Below are 21154 nucleotides of genomic sequence, written 5' to 3'. Positions count from 1 at the left end.
ATCCGTAAGCGTGCGTTAATTTATAGCTTGCGCCAGACACCATTGCTGCCAGGCGACTGACCTCGTGTCCACCAGCGTGCCTGCCAGGTTTCACCGTTATGCATAACCTTGTCACCGCCGGTATAAACCAGGTCACTGCGCCAGGCACGCACTTTGCCATCGGCTGGAATGATCTCCTGCCACACACCGCCGTTGGCAGGCAGCGCCCCTCGTGTCCACCAGCGAGCGCGATATTCAACGCCTTTGTAAAACACCTTGTCGCCGCCTACATATACTTTGTTGGCATCCCAGGTGGTGTTGCCGTCACCTGGTGTCGGCTCCGGTGTGTCAGCCAGGTTTTTCACGGTAACGTTGAATTGACGTTGCACGTCATGGATGCCATCGCTGACGGTCACAGTGCCGGTCACAGTCTGTGTTTTATCTACTTCGGAGGCCGTCAGGGTCACAGATGCGCCCTGACCACTGATTGTGTGACCAGGCACATTCCACTGGTAACTCAATGTTTTACCTTCTGGATCAGTGGCACCCACAGTCAGCGTTTTGCTGGCCTTTTCATCCAGGCTAATACTCGCTATGTCTCCAACAACGGGGGCTTTGTTTTCAACTACCGGCGCCTTCACCTGTACTTTGACTTGTCGCTGTACCTGGTTCACCCCATCGGAGACCTGTAAGTTAACAGTAAAAACCGAGTCCTGAGTGACATTGGGCGCCGTCACGATAACGCTGTCATGCTCGCTTTGCAGATTCAGCTGAGCATCGCCTGACCAAAGATAGGTCAGCGCTTTACCTTCCGGGTCGTGCGCGTCAGCAGTCAGGATATCGATGTCACCCGCCGTCAACGTCAGGCTTGCCGGCATAGTGACTATGGGTGCTTTGTTCACGGGCACCGGCTCAGTGACTTTTCCTGCCAAGCCTTCGTGCATGGCATTGAGAATATCGCCGTTATCGGCATCAATTTCCCAGGCGAACAAGCCGCCCAGGTCGTGCTCACGGACATATTGCCCCTTGGCTCTGACGGAACGCGGGCTGTCATAGGTCACCAGCGTCCCTGTATCGCGATTCCACACATAGGCCGCTTCGGCTGTGGTGTCATAACCCACTTCAAAGCCATTAATGCCCTGCTCACCACTGCCAATCATGTGCGCCTTTAGGCCTTTATAGTCAATGACACCCGCTTCCCAGACGCCCTGTGACGTGCTGCCTCGTAGCTTACCATTGGCCGGTGCCGTCATCGGGTTATCGGCGATTTTGGCATTTTTGGGATATACCCCTTCCCAGCCACGTCCGTACATGGCTGCACCGACGACCAGTTTTTCGCTGGGAACGCCTTGCTTGAGTAGTAACTGAATGGCATTATCCAGCGTATAAGCAGGGCCTTTTCTTGCTTCACCTAGCTCATCAACACCCGTGCCCCGGCATTCATCTGAACTCAGATGTGAACCACAGTAAATGCCCGTCTGATGGCCGGTTTCATTGTTCCAGCCACCGTAAAAGTCATAGGTCATGGCAAAGATGTAGTCCATGTACTGAGCAGCGTCGCGATAATCAACATCTTCGATTTTGTCCCAGCCGGTACCAATTGCTGAAGTTAATTCGTATTCACGACCGGTTTGACTTTCCAGCTCATCCAACATCTCTCTGAGCTCTTTCATCAGTAAGACATAGGTTTCGCCATCCGTACTGGAACCCAAATCAGGGTGCGCACCATCACCACCGGGGAACTCCCAATCAATGTCTACGCCGTCATAAAATTTCCAGGTAGTCAGAAACTCGCGCATTGACTTCACAAAGGTGTCGCGGTTTGCTTTGTCCGTGAAATCAAAGAAGGGATCGGATAAAGTCCAGCCCCCTACCGAAGGTAAGATCTTCAGATCCGGGTTGCGTTGTTTAAGCGCCATCAATTGCGCATAGGTGCCACGAATTGGATCTTTACTGCTGATCCCAGGCAGGGCCTTTTGCACCGCAGCCCAGGGGTCATGGATCACCACTTCATAGTCTTCAGAGCTGCCACAGGCGAGCTTTAAGGCACGCAGGCTATTGCCATTTTCAATTTCTGCCAGCGAGTCATTCGGACCACAAACAGGAATAAAGCCATATAAAAGGTGAGTCAGGTTATCCGCCGGGATCTGAGTCACATCAAAGCTTCGACCGTATATGCCCCACTCAACAAAATAGGCACCTACCACGGTATTGGGGTCGGTGTCATACTTTTTGTTATTGGGATTGACGTTCAGCTTGAGTGGTTCCAGGTGCCCGCCATCGGTATCCGCAATTACGATAGGCTTACTGGCAGAGGTGGCACAACCCGACGCATCACACAATGCAACGCGCAATTCATGCCGCCCTGATTTATGATAAGGGAAGCGGATCACCCCACTGGTGGTGCCTTTCGCCAGCTGCCCTTCATTAACCACCTCGTCATCAAAGTACACTTTGTAACTTTCACCCCCTTTGCCCGACCAGGCATTCCACTCGATAGCGATATCCACTACCTCTTTGGCCTGGATCAGCTGTTTGTAGGAGCCTCTGCCATAAATGTTCACATCAACAAAGGAGTAATTTTGTGGTTTCCAGTTGATGCTCGGGGTTGATGGCGCAGCGACTACTGTCGCGACCGATAAAGCTGATGCGACCGCAGCCGCACTGATCAAATAGTTAAACATGTTTTTTCCTCGTTCGTTGTTATAGTTTTTTCCACACGCTGTGCTTGCCAGGTTGCTGGCCTCGGGTCCACCAACGCGCCTGATAACGCTCGCCCTGATAGCGCACAACGGCACCACCGGTATAAGCCACGGAGGCTTGCCATTGGTCTTGCGGTTCTGAGGGCGACGCTATGCGCTCCCAGGCATGGCTGGTATCGGGGCGTTGCCCGCGAACCCACCATTTGGCGCGATATTGGTTGCCGTTAAAGCTGACAATGTCTCCGCCGGTATAGACTTTATCCGCGTGCCAGGTATCACTATCAGGGGGCGTCGGGGTGTCATTTTGGTTGGTCACGGCAATGACCAGATTGACTGAGGTACTAAGTTGCCCGTCGGAGACCGTAACTTTGCCGCTAAATTGCGTGTCCTTATCTACCTGTGGGGCCGTGACTGTGATGGTTGCGCCGTTACCGGTGTAACTGACTTGGGCAGGCAACTGCCAGTCGAATTCCAGTCTGCTTTGCTGGTCATCAAAGGCATGCACATGCAAATGTGCGCTTTGTCCTTCTTGTACCGTCAACACGGCCGGGGTATGCACTGTGGGTGGTGTATTCACAGGCCTGGCAACCACACTGAGATTAAAGGTATGTGCCTGATCGCTCACAAAAACCTGATTGCTCGCCAGATTAGTTGTATCAAAGTGAATATTGCCGTGCGCATCCTGCACCCCAATGCGGATCAGTGCAGCAAACGCCTCATTAAGTTGAGTTGCAAAATACGCTGGCCAGTCGACAAGGCGCTGCTCAGAAATGGCGAGTTTTTCCTGTATCAACTCTTTACCATTGGTGTCGAACACCCGCATCCAAATCGTATCGCCAACATGCGCTTGCTGCCCCTGACGCAGATAGTACCCGGCGCTATGCCAGCTTTGCGGTGGCTGAGGTTCTGCTCCCCTGACAATGGTAATGTCACTACAGTTGTAAAAACCTTCCCCGACTACATCGTCCCGCTGCCAGCGACTGTACAGGATCGCATCACCCGAAAAGCGCTCGGGAATGGCGACTTTCATCTCGTAGTAACGTTTACCATCGGGTGCCATAAAAAAGTCGACATTGCCATGGCTTTGCACCAGCTCCAGATCGGCCCAGCTGAGTGCTTTGTTTTCAAAATCCACGCCCGGCTTGGTCAAATAAAACTGCCAAAAGCTCGGATTGTGTGGCGTGGTGGCCCGATAGCGGATCTTGATTTGCCCCTTGCCATCGACCATCACCGGGGTTTTCTGCCAGTCTTTGGAGGGTAAGCCCATGCCAGCTTTGTTTTTATCTCCGGCATGGCATAAAGTCCCATCGGGAATATTCGCCTCGACCGCGCTTTGATCGTTAAACTCTGCCGTATTGACGGCAAATTCATGTTTCTGGATAAACTGCACATGACCGGATTTCAAAAATGCAGCACGGCAAGCTGCATTGGGGATTTTGGAACCATCTTTTGGCCACCAAAACCCGCCCTGCTCCTGACAAATCGCCTGACGGGCCTTGGGAAAGTCCATATAGCCATGAGCATGCGCCTGATTGATGGCAGCCAAAGTCATCCCCACGGCCAAAGCCGATAGGGTTTTATTGTATTTCATAGGGTTATCTCCTGCGGTGGCAGTGATGCCACCGCTATTTTTTGAGGGTTAAAGCGCGCAAACCTGCTGCCAGGCACCACCATTGGACGGTGTTGCATTGGTCCACCACTTTGCTTTGTAGACGTAACCGTTATGGATCAGCATATCGCCACCGAGCGCATGGCTCGGTGTACCGGCCCAATTGGTGCGCGGCCACTGGGGATATTGATTGATATTGCTCAGCTCGACGCCCTGACAACGTGAGCCCTGTGGTGGATTACCGCCGGATGTGTCGTCCGACTTTTTCGCTACAGGTAACTCGGGGTATTCGCTACTGAAGGCGTATTGCTTGCCGTCTTTTTCGATGACAAAGTTAACCGGTCCTGTGATAGGCATGTAGTACATAACCTGGGCATTCACTGTCTCTCCCGGCTTGAATGACTCAAGCTGGCCACCCCACTCGTTTTTCAGGGTAATTGAGAAACGATGAAATTCGTTGTCAAAGCCACCTATGTTATTACCGCGTGTGTTGCTGGCATCATGCTCTACTTTCATGCCCAGCTTTTTGCGGGCGTTCCAGTTGGACTTGAAAATCGCCGAGGTTGAGACTGGCACATTGAAACTGATGGTTGCCCCGCTCAGGTCCAGCTCCGAGTGGTTAGTGAACGCGAATGTAGGTCTGATCGGGTAGTTCTGATCGCCAACCGGGAAGTCTTTAGCATTAAAGCGAATATCGACTGCCATCTCAGGTACCGTGAATTCGGCATCACCCTGCGTCGTTGCGTAGTCAGTGCCATCTTGATTGAAAGTGTTGTAGGCAAGGCTCGTCATAGTCGAGCCCATAAAGTACTCACCTTTATCTGCATGGTAGTCAAAGTCGCCGGCCAGCTCCCAGAACATCACACCACCCAGGCCTTTTTCAACCACATAATTGAGCTTAGTCTGCATGGATTCAGTATCTTCCATGGACAGGAAGACTTTTTTCTGTTCGTTGTACAACCAGGGTGCGACAGCGATGTCATCGTAATGCCGCACATAGTCTCCCCGCAGCACATCATCCGAGTCTGTGTCTGGCGTTAAGCCATAGTCGGTTAGGTAGCTTGGGTTGATGCCGTGTTGCAAGTTCTTTGCGTGCCAAAGTGGATTGGAGCCTGCAGCGACTTCTTGTCCGTTTTCAATATCGTGCCAGAGGTTGTCGATGCCAATGGCACCGTTGCCACATTTGTTTTTCTCGCCAATCCCAGTCCCTTTCGGGCAGGCGTTTTGATCTGGCAAAGGCGCGCGACCCCAGAGGCCGTTTTCACCGCCACGCACATCTTTAAAGCCACGGGTGTAATAAGGGATACCAATGTTGATCCGCCCGGCAGGCAATGCACCTCTGAAATAATTCACGGCCCAATCTGTATTGAGATAACCAATTCCCCCAAATTCTCTGGTGCCATAGACATTCCAGGTTTTCAGCTCGGTGTCTTTACCCGTGTCATACAAAGGCGCGTTGTGGCCAACATGGTCATTCCAGGCGCCGTGCAGGTCGTAACTCATGATGTTAACAAAATCAAGATATTGTGCAGTCTGGAAAGTTTCCATTCCTCTTAGCAGATAGCCTGAGGACGGAGAAGCAATGGTCAGCATGTAGTGCTTACCATCCTGCTCACCCGCCTTGTCCAGCGCTTCACGCAGTGACTTCATCAGAACCTGATAAGACTTATTCAGGCCAGCACGGCGCTGGTTGCTGATCTCAAAATCTTCAGGGTGGCCCGAGTCTTTCATCGAGGACGGGTATTCGTAGTCAATGTCCAGACCATCAAAACCGTACTGACGTAAGAAGGCCACAGAGCTGGCAACAAAGGCTTTTATTCCGTCATGATTAACACTGCCATCGGCGTGGGTAGTCATAGTGTAAAACCCGCCACTGTTGACGCGCTTACCGGTTTCATCAAAGTAACCGCCCGTCTCAGCCCAGCCGCCAACAGAGATCATGGTTTTGACGTGTGGATACTGCTTTTTGTAACGATTTAATAAGTTAAAGTGACCGGTATAAGGCAGACTTGGATCCATTTCGGCGCCTGCCTTACCTGGCCAGGTCATATTGGTTGCCGCATTACCCTGTGCTTTCGGGTCGCCAATACTTAGCTCATTTTGGCTGTTTACATGGGCAAAGGCATAGTTAATGTGGGTGATCTTGTCCCATGGAATATCATTGACCAGATAGCTTGGCTGATTATTTTTACCATGGCGCCAGCTGGTAAAATAACCAATCACACGCCGTGGATGATCTGCCCCCATTTTCTCCCGACCTTCGCTATCGTAGACATCACAATAAGCACTGGTTACGCCGGGTGTACGATATAATCCGGCAGGCAAACAATCCAGCTGACTGGTTTTATCGTCACCAGGCGCTTTTACAATGAAAGTACGCGTTATTGTTTCTGACACTAGGCCATGCTCGTCCGTTGCCTGCAAAGTAAACTCATGACGCCCGGCAGAGGCTGCCGACCAGTTATAATGCGCTTCAGTCAGATCTGTGCGCTTCACCTCTTTGCCATTGTGTGTCAACACCTGCGTTATGCGATCATTTTCTTTATCATGACTTCGCAGCGTCAGGCGAACCTGACTGCCCACTTCAAGCTCACTGGGCAACTCGGCTGTCAGGCGTGCAACCGGTGCGGTGTTTTTATCTTCAGGCGGTAACGCGTTCGCCACGACTGTCCGTTTGGTCGATACAGATTTTGCCCCGTCGTCATCAATGGCCACCGCATGAAACAGGTGTTTCCCTGCCCGCGCTTTCCAGTTAAGTGCATAGGGGGCTTCATCCAGCACTTTGACCAGGGTGTCATTGTGATAAACCAAAACCTGCTTGATCACACCATCACTGTCACTCGCTTCAAAAACGAACTGGATCTGTTCGCCTTCGCTTACATTTACCTCACCCTGAGGCTGAGCGATATCAATAACCGGCGACTGATTGGGTAGCTCAGTGCCACGACATTCTCCCAGCTTACGCCATTCCTGCCATTGCCCGGAGCGAAGCTTAGGTGATGAACGATTCCACCAATTTGCCCGATAAGCTATGTTATCTTGTTGCACTTGCTGACCAGACGTATACACCTGACCGGCTTGCCACTGAGGTATCCCACCACAATCCACCGCCGCACTCGCGTGATGTGCCATTAATGCCAGCGCTATGGCGCTAAGCTTAACGGCTGGCTTTGACATGTTAATTATCTGCATAAATACATCCTCACTTGTTTTTATTTTTAACCTGGCATCAATAAAAAATGAGTTTTTTTCCATCTTGGTCCAGGCGGATGCAGTGTATCGTTCCAAAAACACATAACAAGTGACTATATAAAAATAATAACCTAGTACATTTTTACTTTTACTTACTCTGCGATGTGAGCCATAAATGTATTTATGCTATTGATAATATTTGAGATTATTTATTTGTTGCATTATTATGAATACTGAGATAGTTAACCCGCACCATTGTGTATCTTAAAACTTACAAAAAGCACTGGTAAGAACAGCCATAAGGATGGCTAAAAATGATTTTTATAGCACTTTTAACCTAAAGGAAGGCACAAGGTATCTGTTGTATAAGGTAGAATTGACACAAGCAGTGATATTAACACTCAATCAAATAGACTAAGCAGTAACCAAGCCATCTATTCTCAGAGCTCGATTTGTGTACTTATTAGAGGCAAAAGATAGTAATCAGCTATAAAGCTAAACGAGTGCAGTGAGACATCAGCTTACCCTAACTATAACCAATAACGATAGGAAGCTTAGGCGGATATAGCGCTTTAATAGGACAGGTTTGCAGTGGTGATAGATACGGGGTATACCAGTGAAGGCATACCCCGAAAGGTGTTTATTTCTGACGTCTGCGGCGTACCCACAGCAGCGGCAGTGCAAGTAAAGACAACCAGCTCAGCGACGCTGACTGACGTTCATAAGTCTCAGTTTCCGGAGCTACACACTGCTCAAGCTCTGTACTGCCCGTTTTTGTCAATACAACTGGTACAATCACTGATTCTGACGCTTCATTGCCGTTGGAGTCTTTGTCCGGGTTGCCAAACGAGTCCAACTTGGTAACCGTTTTGGTTGCGACTGCGTAAATCGTATTGTCGTCTGTGATACGAATGGCTTCGGCGACTGTATATGGGAATTCATCGCTTTGGCAAGGCAGCAAATCGTTGATGTTAGTTAGCTTTTCATCGCCAAGCTTATACATAAATGCTTCACTGCGCGGGTTAGAAACGTTTTTCTCTGTCTCACCCTGGCCAACAATGTAACCAGCATTGTTAATGTCTCTGACATAAGTGTCTGAGCCACTGAAATAACTGGGTATTTCCACAAGCGTTTTATTGCTCATATCGTAGTAAAACCCGGCTACCTCAAACAAGGAGCCCTGGTATTGTCTGCCTACGTATCCTGCAATCACATTACTGTCGTTGATGTCGACCGCATTTCCTGCCTGGTCAAAGACATCGTGCTCGCGCAAAGTGAAAAACTGACCATTCTGATAGTAGCCCGGTTCTTCATAGGCTTTCAGGCTATCGTCAACTCTGATCCTGGATTTACCAACAGCAATCCCCGCCTTATTAACAGCAAACGCTGAGCTATAGAACGGGTTATCTTCATCGTCTTTGCGCTCGAGGCCAATACCCAGATTCTTTGTCTCTATAACGTTGAAATCTTTATCCAGCGTCCATTGGTAAGCACGCAAATCATAGACACCACGGCCCTGACGCCAAATACAGACCGCTTCAGGTTCGTCTTTGTCATCACAGTTATCGGTGATGGTTGTTTGGCTGTTCTCTGGCAAGCCCACTGATGCCTGGCCCACCACCAGATAGTTGCCTTCATCGGTCAGGGTAATGTCTGTCGCGATACTGTAGCCACCATATTCGGTGAACTCAGGCTCCAGTGTAACACGCTTGCCACCTGGAGAGATTACGATGCCACGTGCATGCCAGTCGCGAATGAAATAGGTTTTCGCTTCACTTTCTCCTTCAGGCGTAAACGTGATCTTTTTAAAAGGTGCCGAGCCCCAGCCAGCCACAGTGCCATCTGCCGCGATGGCCGTCATCGCATTACTGACGGAGCGTGTCAGGCCCGCATAGTCTGGCGACTCTATATCAAATAAATCAATCAGATTAACGCTGGTGCCGGTGAATTCAAGCCCAGCCACAGAACTGATTTTTTGGAATTCAGCGCTGGCGCTTTGGGTGCTAGACGACAAGTAGCTCAGCATAAAGGTGTGCGCTTCTGCGTCTGTCGCAAGCGCATTACCATTCTGTATGTCATCCAGGGTAAAAGTGATGGTTTCATCCCTGTTTTCCAGAATTGCTTTATAGGTATCGTAATAATTGGTGATCGAGCTGTCTTGAAAATCGATGTAACTAATATCGACAGGCAGATTATACAGTCCCGTAACGCGACCAATGGCTTCGCCGCTTTCATTGGCATCCGTTACATAGTTCATCTTGCCTATGTCACTGATGGGTAATTCAGTGAGTTTATAGGGTGCGGCAACTGCCACACCAGATAGGCCGAAGATAATGCTGGCGGCCATAAGTGAATATTTCATTTCAATCCTTACTACTGATTCTGTAATGCTTCTAATTCTTCCCAACGCTCAAACGCGGCTTCAAGCTTGGACTCAAGGTCGGCCAAATGGTTCAACGCGGTTTGGGTCGTTTCAGGATCTTGCTTGAAAAACTCTGGTGAATTCACCAGGTTTTGCTGCTCTTCCAACTCGTTTTCCAGAGCCTCTACTTTACCCGGCAATGTTTCCAGTTCAAGCTTTAATTTGTAGCTTAACTTGCCTGATTTGTTTTTATTGGCTGATTTTTTGTTATCGCTCGCCTGCTGCTTCTCTTTATCGAGCTTTTCCAATGCTTTTTGCTGTTCCTGGCGCTGTGTCCGATATGCTTCAAAATCACTAAAACCACCGACAATCTCGGTCACTTTGCCTTCGCCCTCAAATGCCCAGACACTGTTACAGGTATTATCGATAAACTCCCTGTCGTGGCTGACTATCAGGATCGTGCCCTGATACTGGTTGATGATCTCTTCGAGCAATTCCAGTGTTTCGATATCCAGATCATTGGTTGGCTCATCGAGTACCAATACATTTGACGGTTTAAGGAATAGCTTGGCCAGCAACAGACGGTTTTTCTCTCCACCGGACAGGGCCTTAACCGGGGTGCGCGCTCGTGCAGGCGGGAATAAGAAGTCTTGCAGGTAACCCAGAACATGGCGACTGCGGCCCCCCATTTGTACTTCCTGCTTGCCTTCGGCAACGTTGTCCTGAACGGTTTTTTCCTCATCCAGCTTTTCACGATACTGGTCGAAATAGGCCACTTCAAGGTTTACGCCCTGCTTCACTTTGCCGTTATCCGGCGCAATATCACCAAATAAAATTTTCAGTAAAGTGGTTTTACCGACGCCGTTGGGACCGATAAGCCCCACCCGATCGCCACGCATGACCAGGGTCGAGAAATCATCCACAATGCGCTTATCTTTAAAGGCATGACCAATATGTTGTGCCTCGAAGACCAACTTACCGGAACGATCGGCTGACTCAATGTTAAAGTCAGTCTTGCCGACTTGCTCAACACGTTGCTTGCGCTCAACCCGCAGTGCTTTGAGCGCTCTGACTCGTCCTTCGTTGCGTGTGCGGCGTGCTTTGATCCCCTGACGGATCCAGGCTTCTTCTTCGGCGAGTTTTTTGTCAAATAAGGCGTTTTGTGCCTCTTCAACTTTCAGAACGTGCGCCTTTTGTTCCAGATACTTAGCATAATCGCCCGGGTAAGAGATAAGCTTACCTCGGTCCAAATCAAGAATACGCGTTGCAACGCCGCGGATAAATGCCCGGTCGTGGGAGATAAAAACAATACCGCCTTTGAATTCCTTTAAGAATTGCTCAAGCCACTCAACACTGCTCATGTCTAGGTGGTTGGTTGGTTCGTCCAACAGCAACAAGTCCGGGTCGCTCACCAATGCCTTAGCTAAAGCCACTTTGCGCAGCCAGCCACCGGAGAGTTTTTCCAGCTTCATGTTGGCACTCAGCTGCAATTGGGTCAGTACCAGCTTAATACGGCTTTCGAAACGCCACGCATCTTTCGCTTCAATATCGGCTGATAAACGCTCCAGACGACTGAGCAAGCTGCTTGAATGATCCGTTTGCAGTGCTTCACTGACATGATGATAGTCAATCAGTAGCTGGGCAATATCTGGCAGGCCGCCGGCGACATAATCGAATACGCTGCCCTGTGCGCCCTTTGGCGGATCTTGCTCGAGCCGCGATACTTTCAATCCCGATACCCGGTTAATTTCACCATCGTCGAGCTGAACTTGCCCGTCGAGAACCTTGAGCAGGGTTGATTTACCGGCACCGTTGCGCCCGACAATACAGACCCGCTCTCCGGCTTCAATGACCGCATCCGCCTGATCTAACAAAGGATGAGTACCAAAAGCCAGCTGGGCCCTTGCAATTCTGATTAAATCCATCTTACTTTAATAACTCTTTTATATCTTGTTCTGTGAAGGGCCAGAACAAAGTCCTGGCACTGTCTGTTGACTTAAGTACGGGAATGGACGTCTGATAGTCAGCCATCAGCTGAGGGTCGTCCACAATATCCTGATGCACTACAGCGTCACTGTCGACACAACGTAGCACCAATTCGTGAGCTTGCTCGCAAAGGTGACAGCCGTCAGTATAAAACAGGGTAAGCTTAGCCATGGGTGATCAACCAACTGTTGTGAATTTGCTTGTTGCGCTTGAAATCCGGTGACAGAGTTTGCTCTGACACGTTTTCAGCCTTGAGACCAAGCCCCATGAGGCCAACTTCATCCATTTTAAAGCCCCGTTTATTATTGGAGAACAACAAGGTACCACCCGGGCTGAGGATTTTTTTCACCCATCCCAGTAGCTGGATATGGTCGCGCTGCACATCAAATACGTCTTTCATACGTTTTGAATTAGAGAACGTTGGCGGGTCAAGGAAGATCAAATCATATTGACCTTGCGCGTGTTCAAGCCACTTAAGACAATCTGCCTGCTCAAATCTAAAACGTGGGTTACGCAACTCGTTTAACGCGAAGTTCTCTTCTGCCCACTTCAGGTAAGTTTTAGACATATCGACGGTAGTCACTGCTTTTGCGCCACCGAGTGCCGCGTGGACCGACGCACTGCCGGTATACGCAAACAAGTTAAGTACACGCTTGTTCTTAGCATTTTGCTGAATATAGCGTCTGGCCAGGCGGTGATCTAAAAACAATCCGGTGTCCAGATAATCGAACAAATTAACTTTGAACTTGGCGCCAAACTCTTCAACCACTTGCACCCGGTTTTGCTTGCTAAGTGCATTGTATTGTTCCTGACCTTTTTGCTTTTTACGCACCTTAACCGCAATATCTGAAGGGTCGATATCCAGCGTTTCTGCTGTCAGCGTGATAACATCCTGAAGGCGCTTGTTGGCGACTAACTCATCGATTTCTTTTGGTGCAGCGTATTCAAATACCACGGCACTGTCGCCGTAGACATCCACAGCCACATTATACTCTGGAATATCGGCATCATACACACGATACGCCTGCACCAGCTCTTTTTTGAGCCAGCTTTTCAAAGCTTGCTTGTTCTTTTTAACCCGGTTGGCAAACGCCCGTGACTGTTCAAAATGCAGCGCGCCGGTCTGTTCGTTTTGCGCCACCTGGCGCTCATCCATATCGTAAAGATACAAAGCGACATCGAGCGGACCGTTTTTAAATTTATAACGCTTTTTCGAGGACAGCTTAAGCGTTTTAAATAGTGCTTCATCTGTACCAAGTAAGGCCACAGACCAGTCTTTATAGTGCTTTTTAAATCGCTCGCCCATACCCCGGTAAAGGCTGATTAGCTCTGCCATAGAGCCTAAGCGCTCACCATAAGGCAAGTTGCTGAGCAATGTACCCGGACGTTTGGCAACGCAAGTCAGCAGGCTGGCATCTCCCTCACTAAAACGGATGTATTGCTCGAGCCCTGCGCGTTTGGCGTTGCCCATTGCGGTTTCCAGCACCTGAGCGTCAATGTCCTGGCCGATGATCCACAAGGGTTTATCCAGCTGTGCCTGTTTTAACTCGCTTTTTAGCTCTTTAAATTTGGCATCACGAAACCCGGGTAAGCGCTTGAAGGCAAAGTCTTTGTTTATATTGGCAGGCAGGTTCAGCGCCATGCTGGCCGCTTCTATCAGCAAAGTACCAGAGCCACAGCATGGGTCAAACAAAGGTTTAGAGGTATCATTCAGCCAACCACTGCGCTGCACCAATGCCGCTGCAAGGTTTTCGCGAATAGGCGCCCGGCCTTGTTTGGTACGATACCCTCTGTCTGACAGACGTGGGCCAGAATAGTCGATATAAAGGGCAATTTTTTCCTTATTGAGTTTAGCTATTACGCGTACATTAGCATCTTGCTTATCGACTGACGGGCGTTGCTCGTACAGATCCTGAAAATAATCCACAATGGCGTCTTTGATCACTAAACCGGAAAACTGCGTGTTTTTCAGCTCTCGATTGGTACCATTGAATTCGACCGCAAATGTTTGCTTAGGACCAAACCACTCCTGCCAGCCCTGAAAACGCGCGAATTTGTATAGATCATCTTTGTTGTTGATGTTTTCGTGCTCATCAATCAGCATCATGACGCGCGTTGCAAAGCGCGTGGTCATACAGAATTTCTGCACTGCCAGACTATCCGCAGTAAAGCGGACCGAACCAACACTTTGTTTGACAACTTCCAGCCCCTGAGACTGAAGCTCTTCAAGCAACAGGTTTTCAATTCCGATGGACGTTAAGGCGATAAACTGCAATGTAAATACTCAATAATTTCAATTGCAGCGAGTATAACACAGCAAGGAGCAGACTGGGATATCAGAGTCAAACAGCATAACCAAGTTGGTCGATTTCAGGCACAGCACAAAGGCTGGAGATTCAGGCTGTCTGGCTCTGTTTGTGTACCTGAATAAGCGGATGTATTCTGTCGTTAAGGACCTTAATTGCCTGGAATTGCTCAAGCTCGATATTTTCATCCAGCATAAAACCCTGAGTAAGATTAATACACAGGCTGCTCTCGTGATTGTGGTCCACAATCAAAAATTCACCAGGCTGGCATTTGGAGTGCAACGTGATGACCGCATCCACCAGAGGCTGACCTCCCGTATAGCTTTTGAAAAACCAGCTTTTAGCTTGTACGGGGAGTAAGTGGAACTTAGCCGCGGTCGCATTAAGGGCGATTTGACAACATTGAGGCTCTGACCAGACTTTGAATCCGAGCAAGTAATCGTATACGTTACGATAAAAAGCGGCTTCTTCGACACTTAAGTCGACACTTTGCAGGGAGTCTTCCGTTAATTGTCTGAGACGAAACGGCGTGCATAACTGAAGGTCATCACCCAAATCAACAAGCAGTCTGTTCCTGTGGCTACATCTTATCCACCGCCACTCTTTGGATGCTTGCAAAACGGACCTCCCGATATCAATGTGTTACGCATCTAAGACCTAGACAGAAGTATATCGCGAAATATCGCTGTGTGAAAATTTTTGTAATAACAAATTGTTTTAGATCATCGCGCTATATGAATGATCTTTATAAGGAAAAAACGATCATTGCGGCATAACAATGATCGTTTTATCAAAATGTATCTCAATGGCGGTTAAGTTACAGAATAATTACACTTATATTCAGTAGCTTATAAAACAACCGGTTAGATCTCAGTGATGATCTTTTTGATCAACTGAGGACCTTCATAAATAAAACCGGTGTAGACCTGGATCAAATCGGCGCCGGCTTCAAGCTTTTCTTTTGCCGCAGCTGCGCTGTCGATCCCGCCAACACCAATAATCGGGAGCTTACCTTCGGTCATACGCTTCAGTTCGCTCACCACCTGTGTCGACTTTTCGCGTACAGGGCGACCCGATAAACCACCCGCCTCTTCTGCGTGCGCAAGACCTGTGACTGCTTCTCGCGACAGTGTGGTGTTAGTGGCAATAACACCATCAATGCGGTTATTAACCAGTGATTCGGCAATTTGCTGTAACTGAACTGCATCCACATCCGGTGCAATCTTAACCAGCATAGGCACTGACTTTTTGTGTTTTTCGATCAGGTCTATCTGCTCGTTTTTCAGGCTCTGTAGTAAATCATCCAGGGCTTCACCATATTGCAGGTCGCGTAATCCTGGTGTATTTGGCGAGGAAATATTGACGGTAATATAAGACGCGTGCTCAAACACTTTACGCATACAGTGAATATAGTCATCTTTACCTTGCTCGTTCGGCGTATCTTTGTTTTTACCTATGTTGATACCCAGGATACCGCTGTAGCGGGCCGCTTTAACATTTGCGACCAGGTTATCTACCCCTTTGTTATTAAAGCCCATACGATTAATAATCGCGTTGGCTTCTGGCAAGCGAAATATCCGGGGCTTGTCGTTACCGGCCTGAGGTCTGGGTGTAACCGTACCCACTTCAATAAAGCCAAAGCCCATCTGGCTGAATGCATCAATACACTCTGCATTTTTGTCGAGTCCCGCAGCTAACCCCACCGGGTTGTCGAACTCCAGGCCCAGAAAATTAACCGGTTTCTTTGGAAGTGACTGTGACCAGGCCATACTTAATGGGGTGTTCGCGAAGCGGCGTAAATTTCCGAGCGCAAAATCATGAGCCCACTCGGCATCTTTACTGAACATATAGCGACGCGCTAAATCATAAAACATGGAGACTCCTTAAGTTCCTAGTAACGTATGACACCAATCAGCATTCATGCATAAACCATTTAAAGGATGAACCGTCGCTAACTGCGCTAAAAACTTCTGATTTAGTACCACACAAAACATAAAATTCTTGCCTGGCTATCACCGAGATTGTCTTGCCTCAAAACGGCTTACTTAAATGAAGCGACTTGGTGTCAATTTTCAAATCTGAGATAAAAAAATACCCCAGCAAAGCCGGGGTATTTTAACGGGTTATTTTCTATTTGGAAGTGTCACAGTTGTGACTCAACAACATCAGTTCACGCAATGCCACTGAGAACTTGGCAAAGTCATGACTCTGCGACGTCTTGAACTCAGCCAGCATTTGCTGCCAACGTAGCAATAGCGTTGACTGATTTTCCATCCACTGATTGATCAGTGAATCGACATCGTGGTCATCGCCCTCAAAGCTGTTCAGAACAACTTCAGACAATGCACGTTGCTGCCAGTCCAGCTCTTCACGGTAAGAGGCACGTGCCAGCGCCTGCCAGTGGTTGGCAACCGGTTGTGCCGTGATCTGGTCAAGGAACCAGTGCAGTCCCATGTTCGCACCCAATTTGAAGTAAGTGTTAGACACTACATCAATGGCGCGGCCAGAGCTTGCAGCTACTTCTGCCAGGTCCATGACTGAGAACAGGCTAGACAGAGACACAATACGCATTGCGATTTGCTCTGGTACACCTTGTGCGATAAGCGCGTCGGCTTTTTCTGTCAGGCGTGCACTTTCTTCTTCAACCATGTAGCTGTTGAGGTTTTTGCTCAGATCTGCAAAGGTCGGCGCAAAGAACGCAATGGTTTGCTCAATTGTCATACCCTTGTTGCGGTGACGCAGGAACCAACGCGTTGTACGGCGTACAGTACGACGTAGCTGATACAACATTTCTGTCTGAACCGCTGATGGAATATGGTTATCCAGCGCAGCAATTGACTGCCAGGTCTGTTTCATTTCAAAGATTTCGCTGGCAATTGAGTAGCACAGCGCAATCTCGGCTTCCGTTGCACCTGTTTCTTCGTGCATACGGACCATGAAGTTCAGGCCCATGTCGTTAACTATGTTGTTCGCCAGTTTCGTCGCGATGATTTCTTTACGCAGTGGGTGGTTATCCATCGCCGCGTTAAAGCGCTCGCGCAGTGGCACCGGGAATGAATTCACTAACAACTGACGGTAATACGGGTTTTCTGAAATCTCATCAACAACCAGAGATTCTTTCAACACCATCTTAGAGTAAGAAACCAGTACCGACAGCTCAGGACGAGTCAGATCAGACCCTGCCGCTGCGCGCTCTGCCAACTCTTCATCCGTTGGTAAGAACTCAATCGTACGGTCCAGTTTGCCCTCTTTCTCCAGCGCATGGATAAAGCGGATCTTCTCTTTCAGTGTTGCCGGACCTTTCGACTTAGTGATAGACAAGGTATGCGTCTGACGGTAACAGTCAGCCAGTACCAGCTCAGACACTTCATCCGTCATGGCATACAGCAGTTCATCACGCTGTTTCTTAGTCAGGTCGCCTTCTGCTACCAGACCGTTCAACAGGATCTTGATGTTTACTTCGTTATCCGAACAAGCTACACCACCTACGTTATCGATGAAGTCGGTGTTAATGCGTCCGCCTTTCTCGGCAAACTCGATACGACCCAGTTGCGTTGCACCCAGGTTACCACCTTCACCAAAGATCTTAGCACCCAGCTCTGAACCATCGATACGCAGACCATCGTTCGCGCGATCGCCCACATCGGCATTGGATTCAGACTTAGCTTTAATGTAAGTACCGATACCACCGTTCCAAAGCAGATCAGCTGGCATCTTAAGCAGCGCTTTGATTAGCTCGTTAGGTGTCATGCTGGCTTTTTTGGTGCCCAGCATCTTCTTCATTTCAGCCGTCAGGTTAATTGACTTAGCTGCACGAGAGAATACACCACCGCCCTCAGAGATCAGCTCTTTGTTGTAATCTTCCCAGCTTGAGCGAGGCAGTTTAAACAAGCGTTCACGCTCTACATAAGAGCTTGCGGCATCCGGATTCGGGTCGATGAAAATGTGCATGTGGTTAAAGGCTGCCTGCAGGCGAATGTGCTTAGACAGCAACATACCATTACCAAATACGTCACCACCCATGTCACCGATAGCAACCGCGGTGAAGTCTGTAGTCTGACAGTCGATGTCCATTTCACGGAAATGACGTTTAACCGACTCCCACGCACCTTTCGCTGTGATACCCATTTTCTTGTGGTCATAACCAATTGAACCACCTGAGGCAAACGCATCACCCAGCCAGAAGTTGTACTCTTCAGCAATGCCGTTCGCGATATCCGAGAACGTCGCGGTGCCTTTGTCGGCAGCGACAACCAGGTACGGGTCGTCTTCGTCATGACGTACAACGTCAACTGGTGGCACAATTTCACCGTGAATGATGTTGTCTGTGATATCTAACAAACCACGGATGAACATCTTGTAGCATTCCTGACCTTCTTTGAAGAAAGCTTCACGGTCACTAGGCAGCTGCTTACAAACGAATCCACCTTTTGAACCAACTGGAACGATTACTGTGTTCTTAACCTGCTGTGCCTTAACCAGACCCAGTACTTCGGTACGGAAATCTTCACGGCGGTCAGACCAACGTAAACCACCACGCGCGACTTTACCACCACGTAAATGCACACCTTCTACGCGCGGAGAGTAGACAAAGATCTCGTACGCAGGCAAAGGCAACGGCATGTCAGGGATGGCACGTGGATTAACCTTGAACGAGACATAAGACTTGTTGCTGTCGTCCGCTTCTTTTTGGTAGAAGTTAGTACGCAGTGTGGCGTTGATCATATCAACGTACATGCGAATGATGCGGTCGTCATCCAGGTTAGCAACGTTTTCCAGCTCCAGGTAGATCTTCTCAATCAGCTTGTCCAGCGTCTTTTGTGCCGCTTTCTTCGCAGGAGAGAATTTCTTCACAAACAGCTCTACGATTTGCGCTGCAATGTGCGGATAGTGCTCAAAGGTATTCTCGATATAAGATTGCGAGAATGTCACACCGATCTGACGCATATATTTAGCGTATGCACGCAAAATAGACGCTTCACGGCCTGTCATGCCACCCAACAATACCATGCGGTTAAAGCCATCGCTTTCCAGACGGTTGTTCCAGACATTGGTCAATGCGGCGCGAAAACGTGCAGATACTTTATCGAAATCTGCAATGCCTTTGGAGTCGATCATCATGGAGAAGTCCATGATCCAGTTTACCTGACCATCGCTAGTTTTGATTGCGTAAGGCGTTTCACCAATCACGCGCAGACCAAAGTTTTCCAACATCGGCATAACGTCTGACAGGTGGATCGGAACATCTTTGTGGAACAAGCTCAGGCGAACGATTTCGCTGTTTGCTTCTTCCTGAGGACGATAGAACAGCATTTCCAGCTTTTTCTCGTCGCTCAGTTGCTCCAGCTTCTCAATGTCGACCACAGCAGCACTAGGCAAAACCTGATCTTTGTATGAGTGTGGGAACGCATTGGCATACTTGCGGTTTAGCTCGTTACCGCGGGTTTCACCGTTGCTGCCAAGCAATGCTGACTGTAGTTTATCTTCCCAAGTGCGAGCGGCTTCTGCCAGATTATTTTCGATGTCTTTCACGTTGTACTTAATACTGTTGTCTGCCACACGCACGATATAATGCGTTCTCGCCAGTGTGGACTCTGAGAAAAAGGTCGTAAACTCAACTTTTTCATTGGACTTAAATGCATCTGCCAATAGTTTTTGAGTTTCACGACGTAGTGCCGTGTTATAGCGCTCACGTGGTACGTATACCATACAAGAGAAGAAGCGCCCGTATACATCACGGCGAACGAACAGACGACACATGTCGCGTTCCTGAATTTGCAATACGCCTGTCGCAACTTCCAGTAGCTCGGCTTCACGGGCCTGAACTAACTCGTCGCGCGGATAGGTTTCGAGCAAGTTTAATACGGCTTTATAAGCGTGCGTACCTTCTGCAAAATCACATTGCTCCATAATACGCTGGATCTTGCTCTTGAGCACAGGCACATCGGCCGCACTATTATTGTAGAAGCTCGATGAGAACAAGCCGATGAAACGGTCTTCACCGATCACATTGCCCTGCTCGTCAAAACGCTTGATACCCACATAATCAATATAGGCTGGACGGTGAACACGAGACAGAGAGTTAGTCTTGGTTAAAATCAGCAGGTTTTTGCTGCGGGCTTCTTTTCGGGCCACTTCTGGCAGCTCAGAAAGCAAACGACCGCCATCGTGGCTGGAGTTTTTCATCAAACCCAGGCTGGTGTCTGGTACTGCGCGCAGCTCATGGTCACCTTGTACTGGCACCAAATCATACTGACGGTAGCCCATAAAAGTGAAGTTATCTGAAGATAGCCATTCAAGGAACTCAACCGCTTCATTGACTTCTGCCTGAGAGCAGTCATGGTGGCGTGTTGGGATCTCTTTACTGACTGCAACCAGTTTATCGCGGATTGGCTTCCAGTCTTCAACCGCCACAGACACGTCTTTCAATACTGATTCCAGTTCTTCGGTAAACGCTTTGATTGCCTTGGCATCTGTCTGACGGTCGATCTCAATGAAAAACACTGTCTTAGTCGACGATGATTCTTGTTCTGCTTTTAAATTTGATAATGCAGTGATCTTGTTATTGCTGTCGCGCTTAATTTTAAGCGGGCTATGCAACAGTAAGTGAGACACGATGTTTTTGCGGCTCAGTGCCATGCGTACCGAGTCAACCAAAAATGGCATGTCTTTGGCGATGATCTCGACGATCGTGTGAGAGGATTGCCAGCCATCTTTGGCTACTTCCGGGTTGAAAACGCGAATAACCGCATCGTCAGTGGCATTCTTTTCGAGAGAATTCCAAAGACTCAATGCGGCTCCGTATAAGTCACTGTCGTTACGATGTGCCAAGTCCTCTTTAGACATATTGCTGTACAAGGCTTTGGCAAAAGTTTCAACGAGCGACACGTTTTCGGCATGAACTTTTTTGTGGATCAGCTTGGTGACGTTATCCAGGATAACCGATGCTGGACCTTCATTTTGTGTCATTATGTGTTCCTTAATCTATACCACCTTTGAACGGTAGATTATTTGTACA

At 48.7% G+C, this 21154-nt stretch carries 10 protein-coding genes; all 10 read right to left on the bottom strand.

All coding sequences use genetic code 11. The features are described 5' to 3' along the window. Nucleotides 1–20 precede the first annotated feature (20 nt). The 10 genes from L1285_RS12750 to L1285_RS12705 all read right to left on the bottom strand — a co-directional run bounded on the left by L1285_RS12750 (nucleotide 21) and on the right by L1285_RS12705 (nucleotide 21105). The gene (locus tag L1285_RS12750; protein ID WP_235412627.1) at nucleotides 21–2663 is read right to left on the bottom strand and encodes a glycosyl hydrolase family 18 protein; all 2643 of its coding nucleotides are present in this window, start codon (nucleotides 2661–2663) and stop codon (nucleotides 21–23) included. A 19-nt stretch (nucleotides 2664–2682) separates the two neighbouring features. Then, complete coding sequence (locus tag L1285_RS12745) at nucleotides 2683–4272, bottom strand: lytic polysaccharide monooxygenase (RefSeq protein ID WP_235412626.1); 1590 nt, start codon at nucleotides 4270–4272, stop codon at nucleotides 2683–2685. Between the two features lie 48 nt (nucleotides 4273–4320). Next, complete coding sequence (locus L1285_RS12740) at nucleotides 4321–7482, bottom strand: glycosyl hydrolase family 18 protein (protein WP_235412625.1); 3162 nt, start codon at nucleotides 7480–7482, stop codon at nucleotides 4321–4323. A 640-nt stretch (nucleotides 7483–8122) separates the two neighbouring features. Further along, nucleotides 8123–9844: a DUF3466 family protein gene (locus L1285_RS12735; RefSeq protein WP_235412624.1), complete on the bottom strand. Its 1722-nt coding sequence runs from the start codon at nucleotides 9842–9844 to the stop codon at nucleotides 8123–8125. A gap of 11 nt (nucleotides 9845–9855) precedes the next feature. After that, entirely contained in the window at nucleotides 9856–11769 is a 1914-nt protein-coding gene (gene uup / locus L1285_RS12730) for an ATP-binding cassette ATPase Uup (RefSeq protein WP_235412623.1), read from the bottom strand. 1 nt (nucleotide 11770) lies between these two features. Continuing rightward, nucleotides 11771–12001, bottom strand: coding sequence for a glutaredoxin family protein (locus L1285_RS12725; RefSeq protein WP_046003123.1), 231 nt, complete (start codon nucleotides 11999–12001; stop codon nucleotides 11771–11773). Then, nucleotides 11994–14105 carry a bifunctional 23S rRNA (guanine(2069)-N(7))-methyltransferase RlmK/23S rRNA (guanine(2445)-N(2))-methyltransferase RlmL gene (rlmKL, locus tag L1285_RS12720; protein ID WP_235412622.1) on the bottom strand — a complete coding sequence of 704 codons (2112 nt, stop codon included), beginning with the start codon at nucleotides 14103–14105 and terminating at the stop codon, nucleotides 11994–11996. Before rlmKL ends, L1285_RS12725 begins: the two co-directional genes overlap by 8 nt. 121 nt (nucleotides 14106–14226) lie before the next feature. Then, nucleotides 14227–14754 carry a cell division protein ZapC domain-containing protein gene (locus L1285_RS12715; protein WP_235412621.1) on the bottom strand — a complete coding sequence of 176 codons (528 nt, stop codon included), beginning with the start codon at nucleotides 14752–14754 and terminating at the stop codon, nucleotides 14227–14229. Between the two features lie 245 nt (nucleotides 14755–14999). Beyond that, entirely contained in the window at nucleotides 15000–16010 is a 1011-nt protein-coding gene (pyrD, locus tag L1285_RS12710; RefSeq protein ID WP_046003125.1) for a quinone-dependent dihydroorotate dehydrogenase, read from the bottom strand. Between the two features lie 256 nt (nucleotides 16011–16266). Beyond that, the gene (locus L1285_RS12705; protein WP_235412620.1) at nucleotides 16267–21105 is read right to left on the bottom strand and encodes an NAD-glutamate dehydrogenase; all 4839 of its coding nucleotides are present in this window, start codon (nucleotides 21103–21105) and stop codon (nucleotides 16267–16269) included. Between the last annotated feature and the right edge of the window lie 49 nt (nucleotides 21106–21154).

Origin of the sequence: Pseudoalteromonas sp. DL2-H2.2, assembly GCF_021532535.1 — a bacterium.
Taxonomy (GTDB): domain Bacteria; phylum Pseudomonadota; class Gammaproteobacteria; order Enterobacterales; family Alteromonadaceae; genus Pseudoalteromonas; species Pseudoalteromonas rubra_A.
Note: the sequence above shows the minus strand (reverse complement) of the source record. Positions and strands in the feature narration are given on the sequence as shown.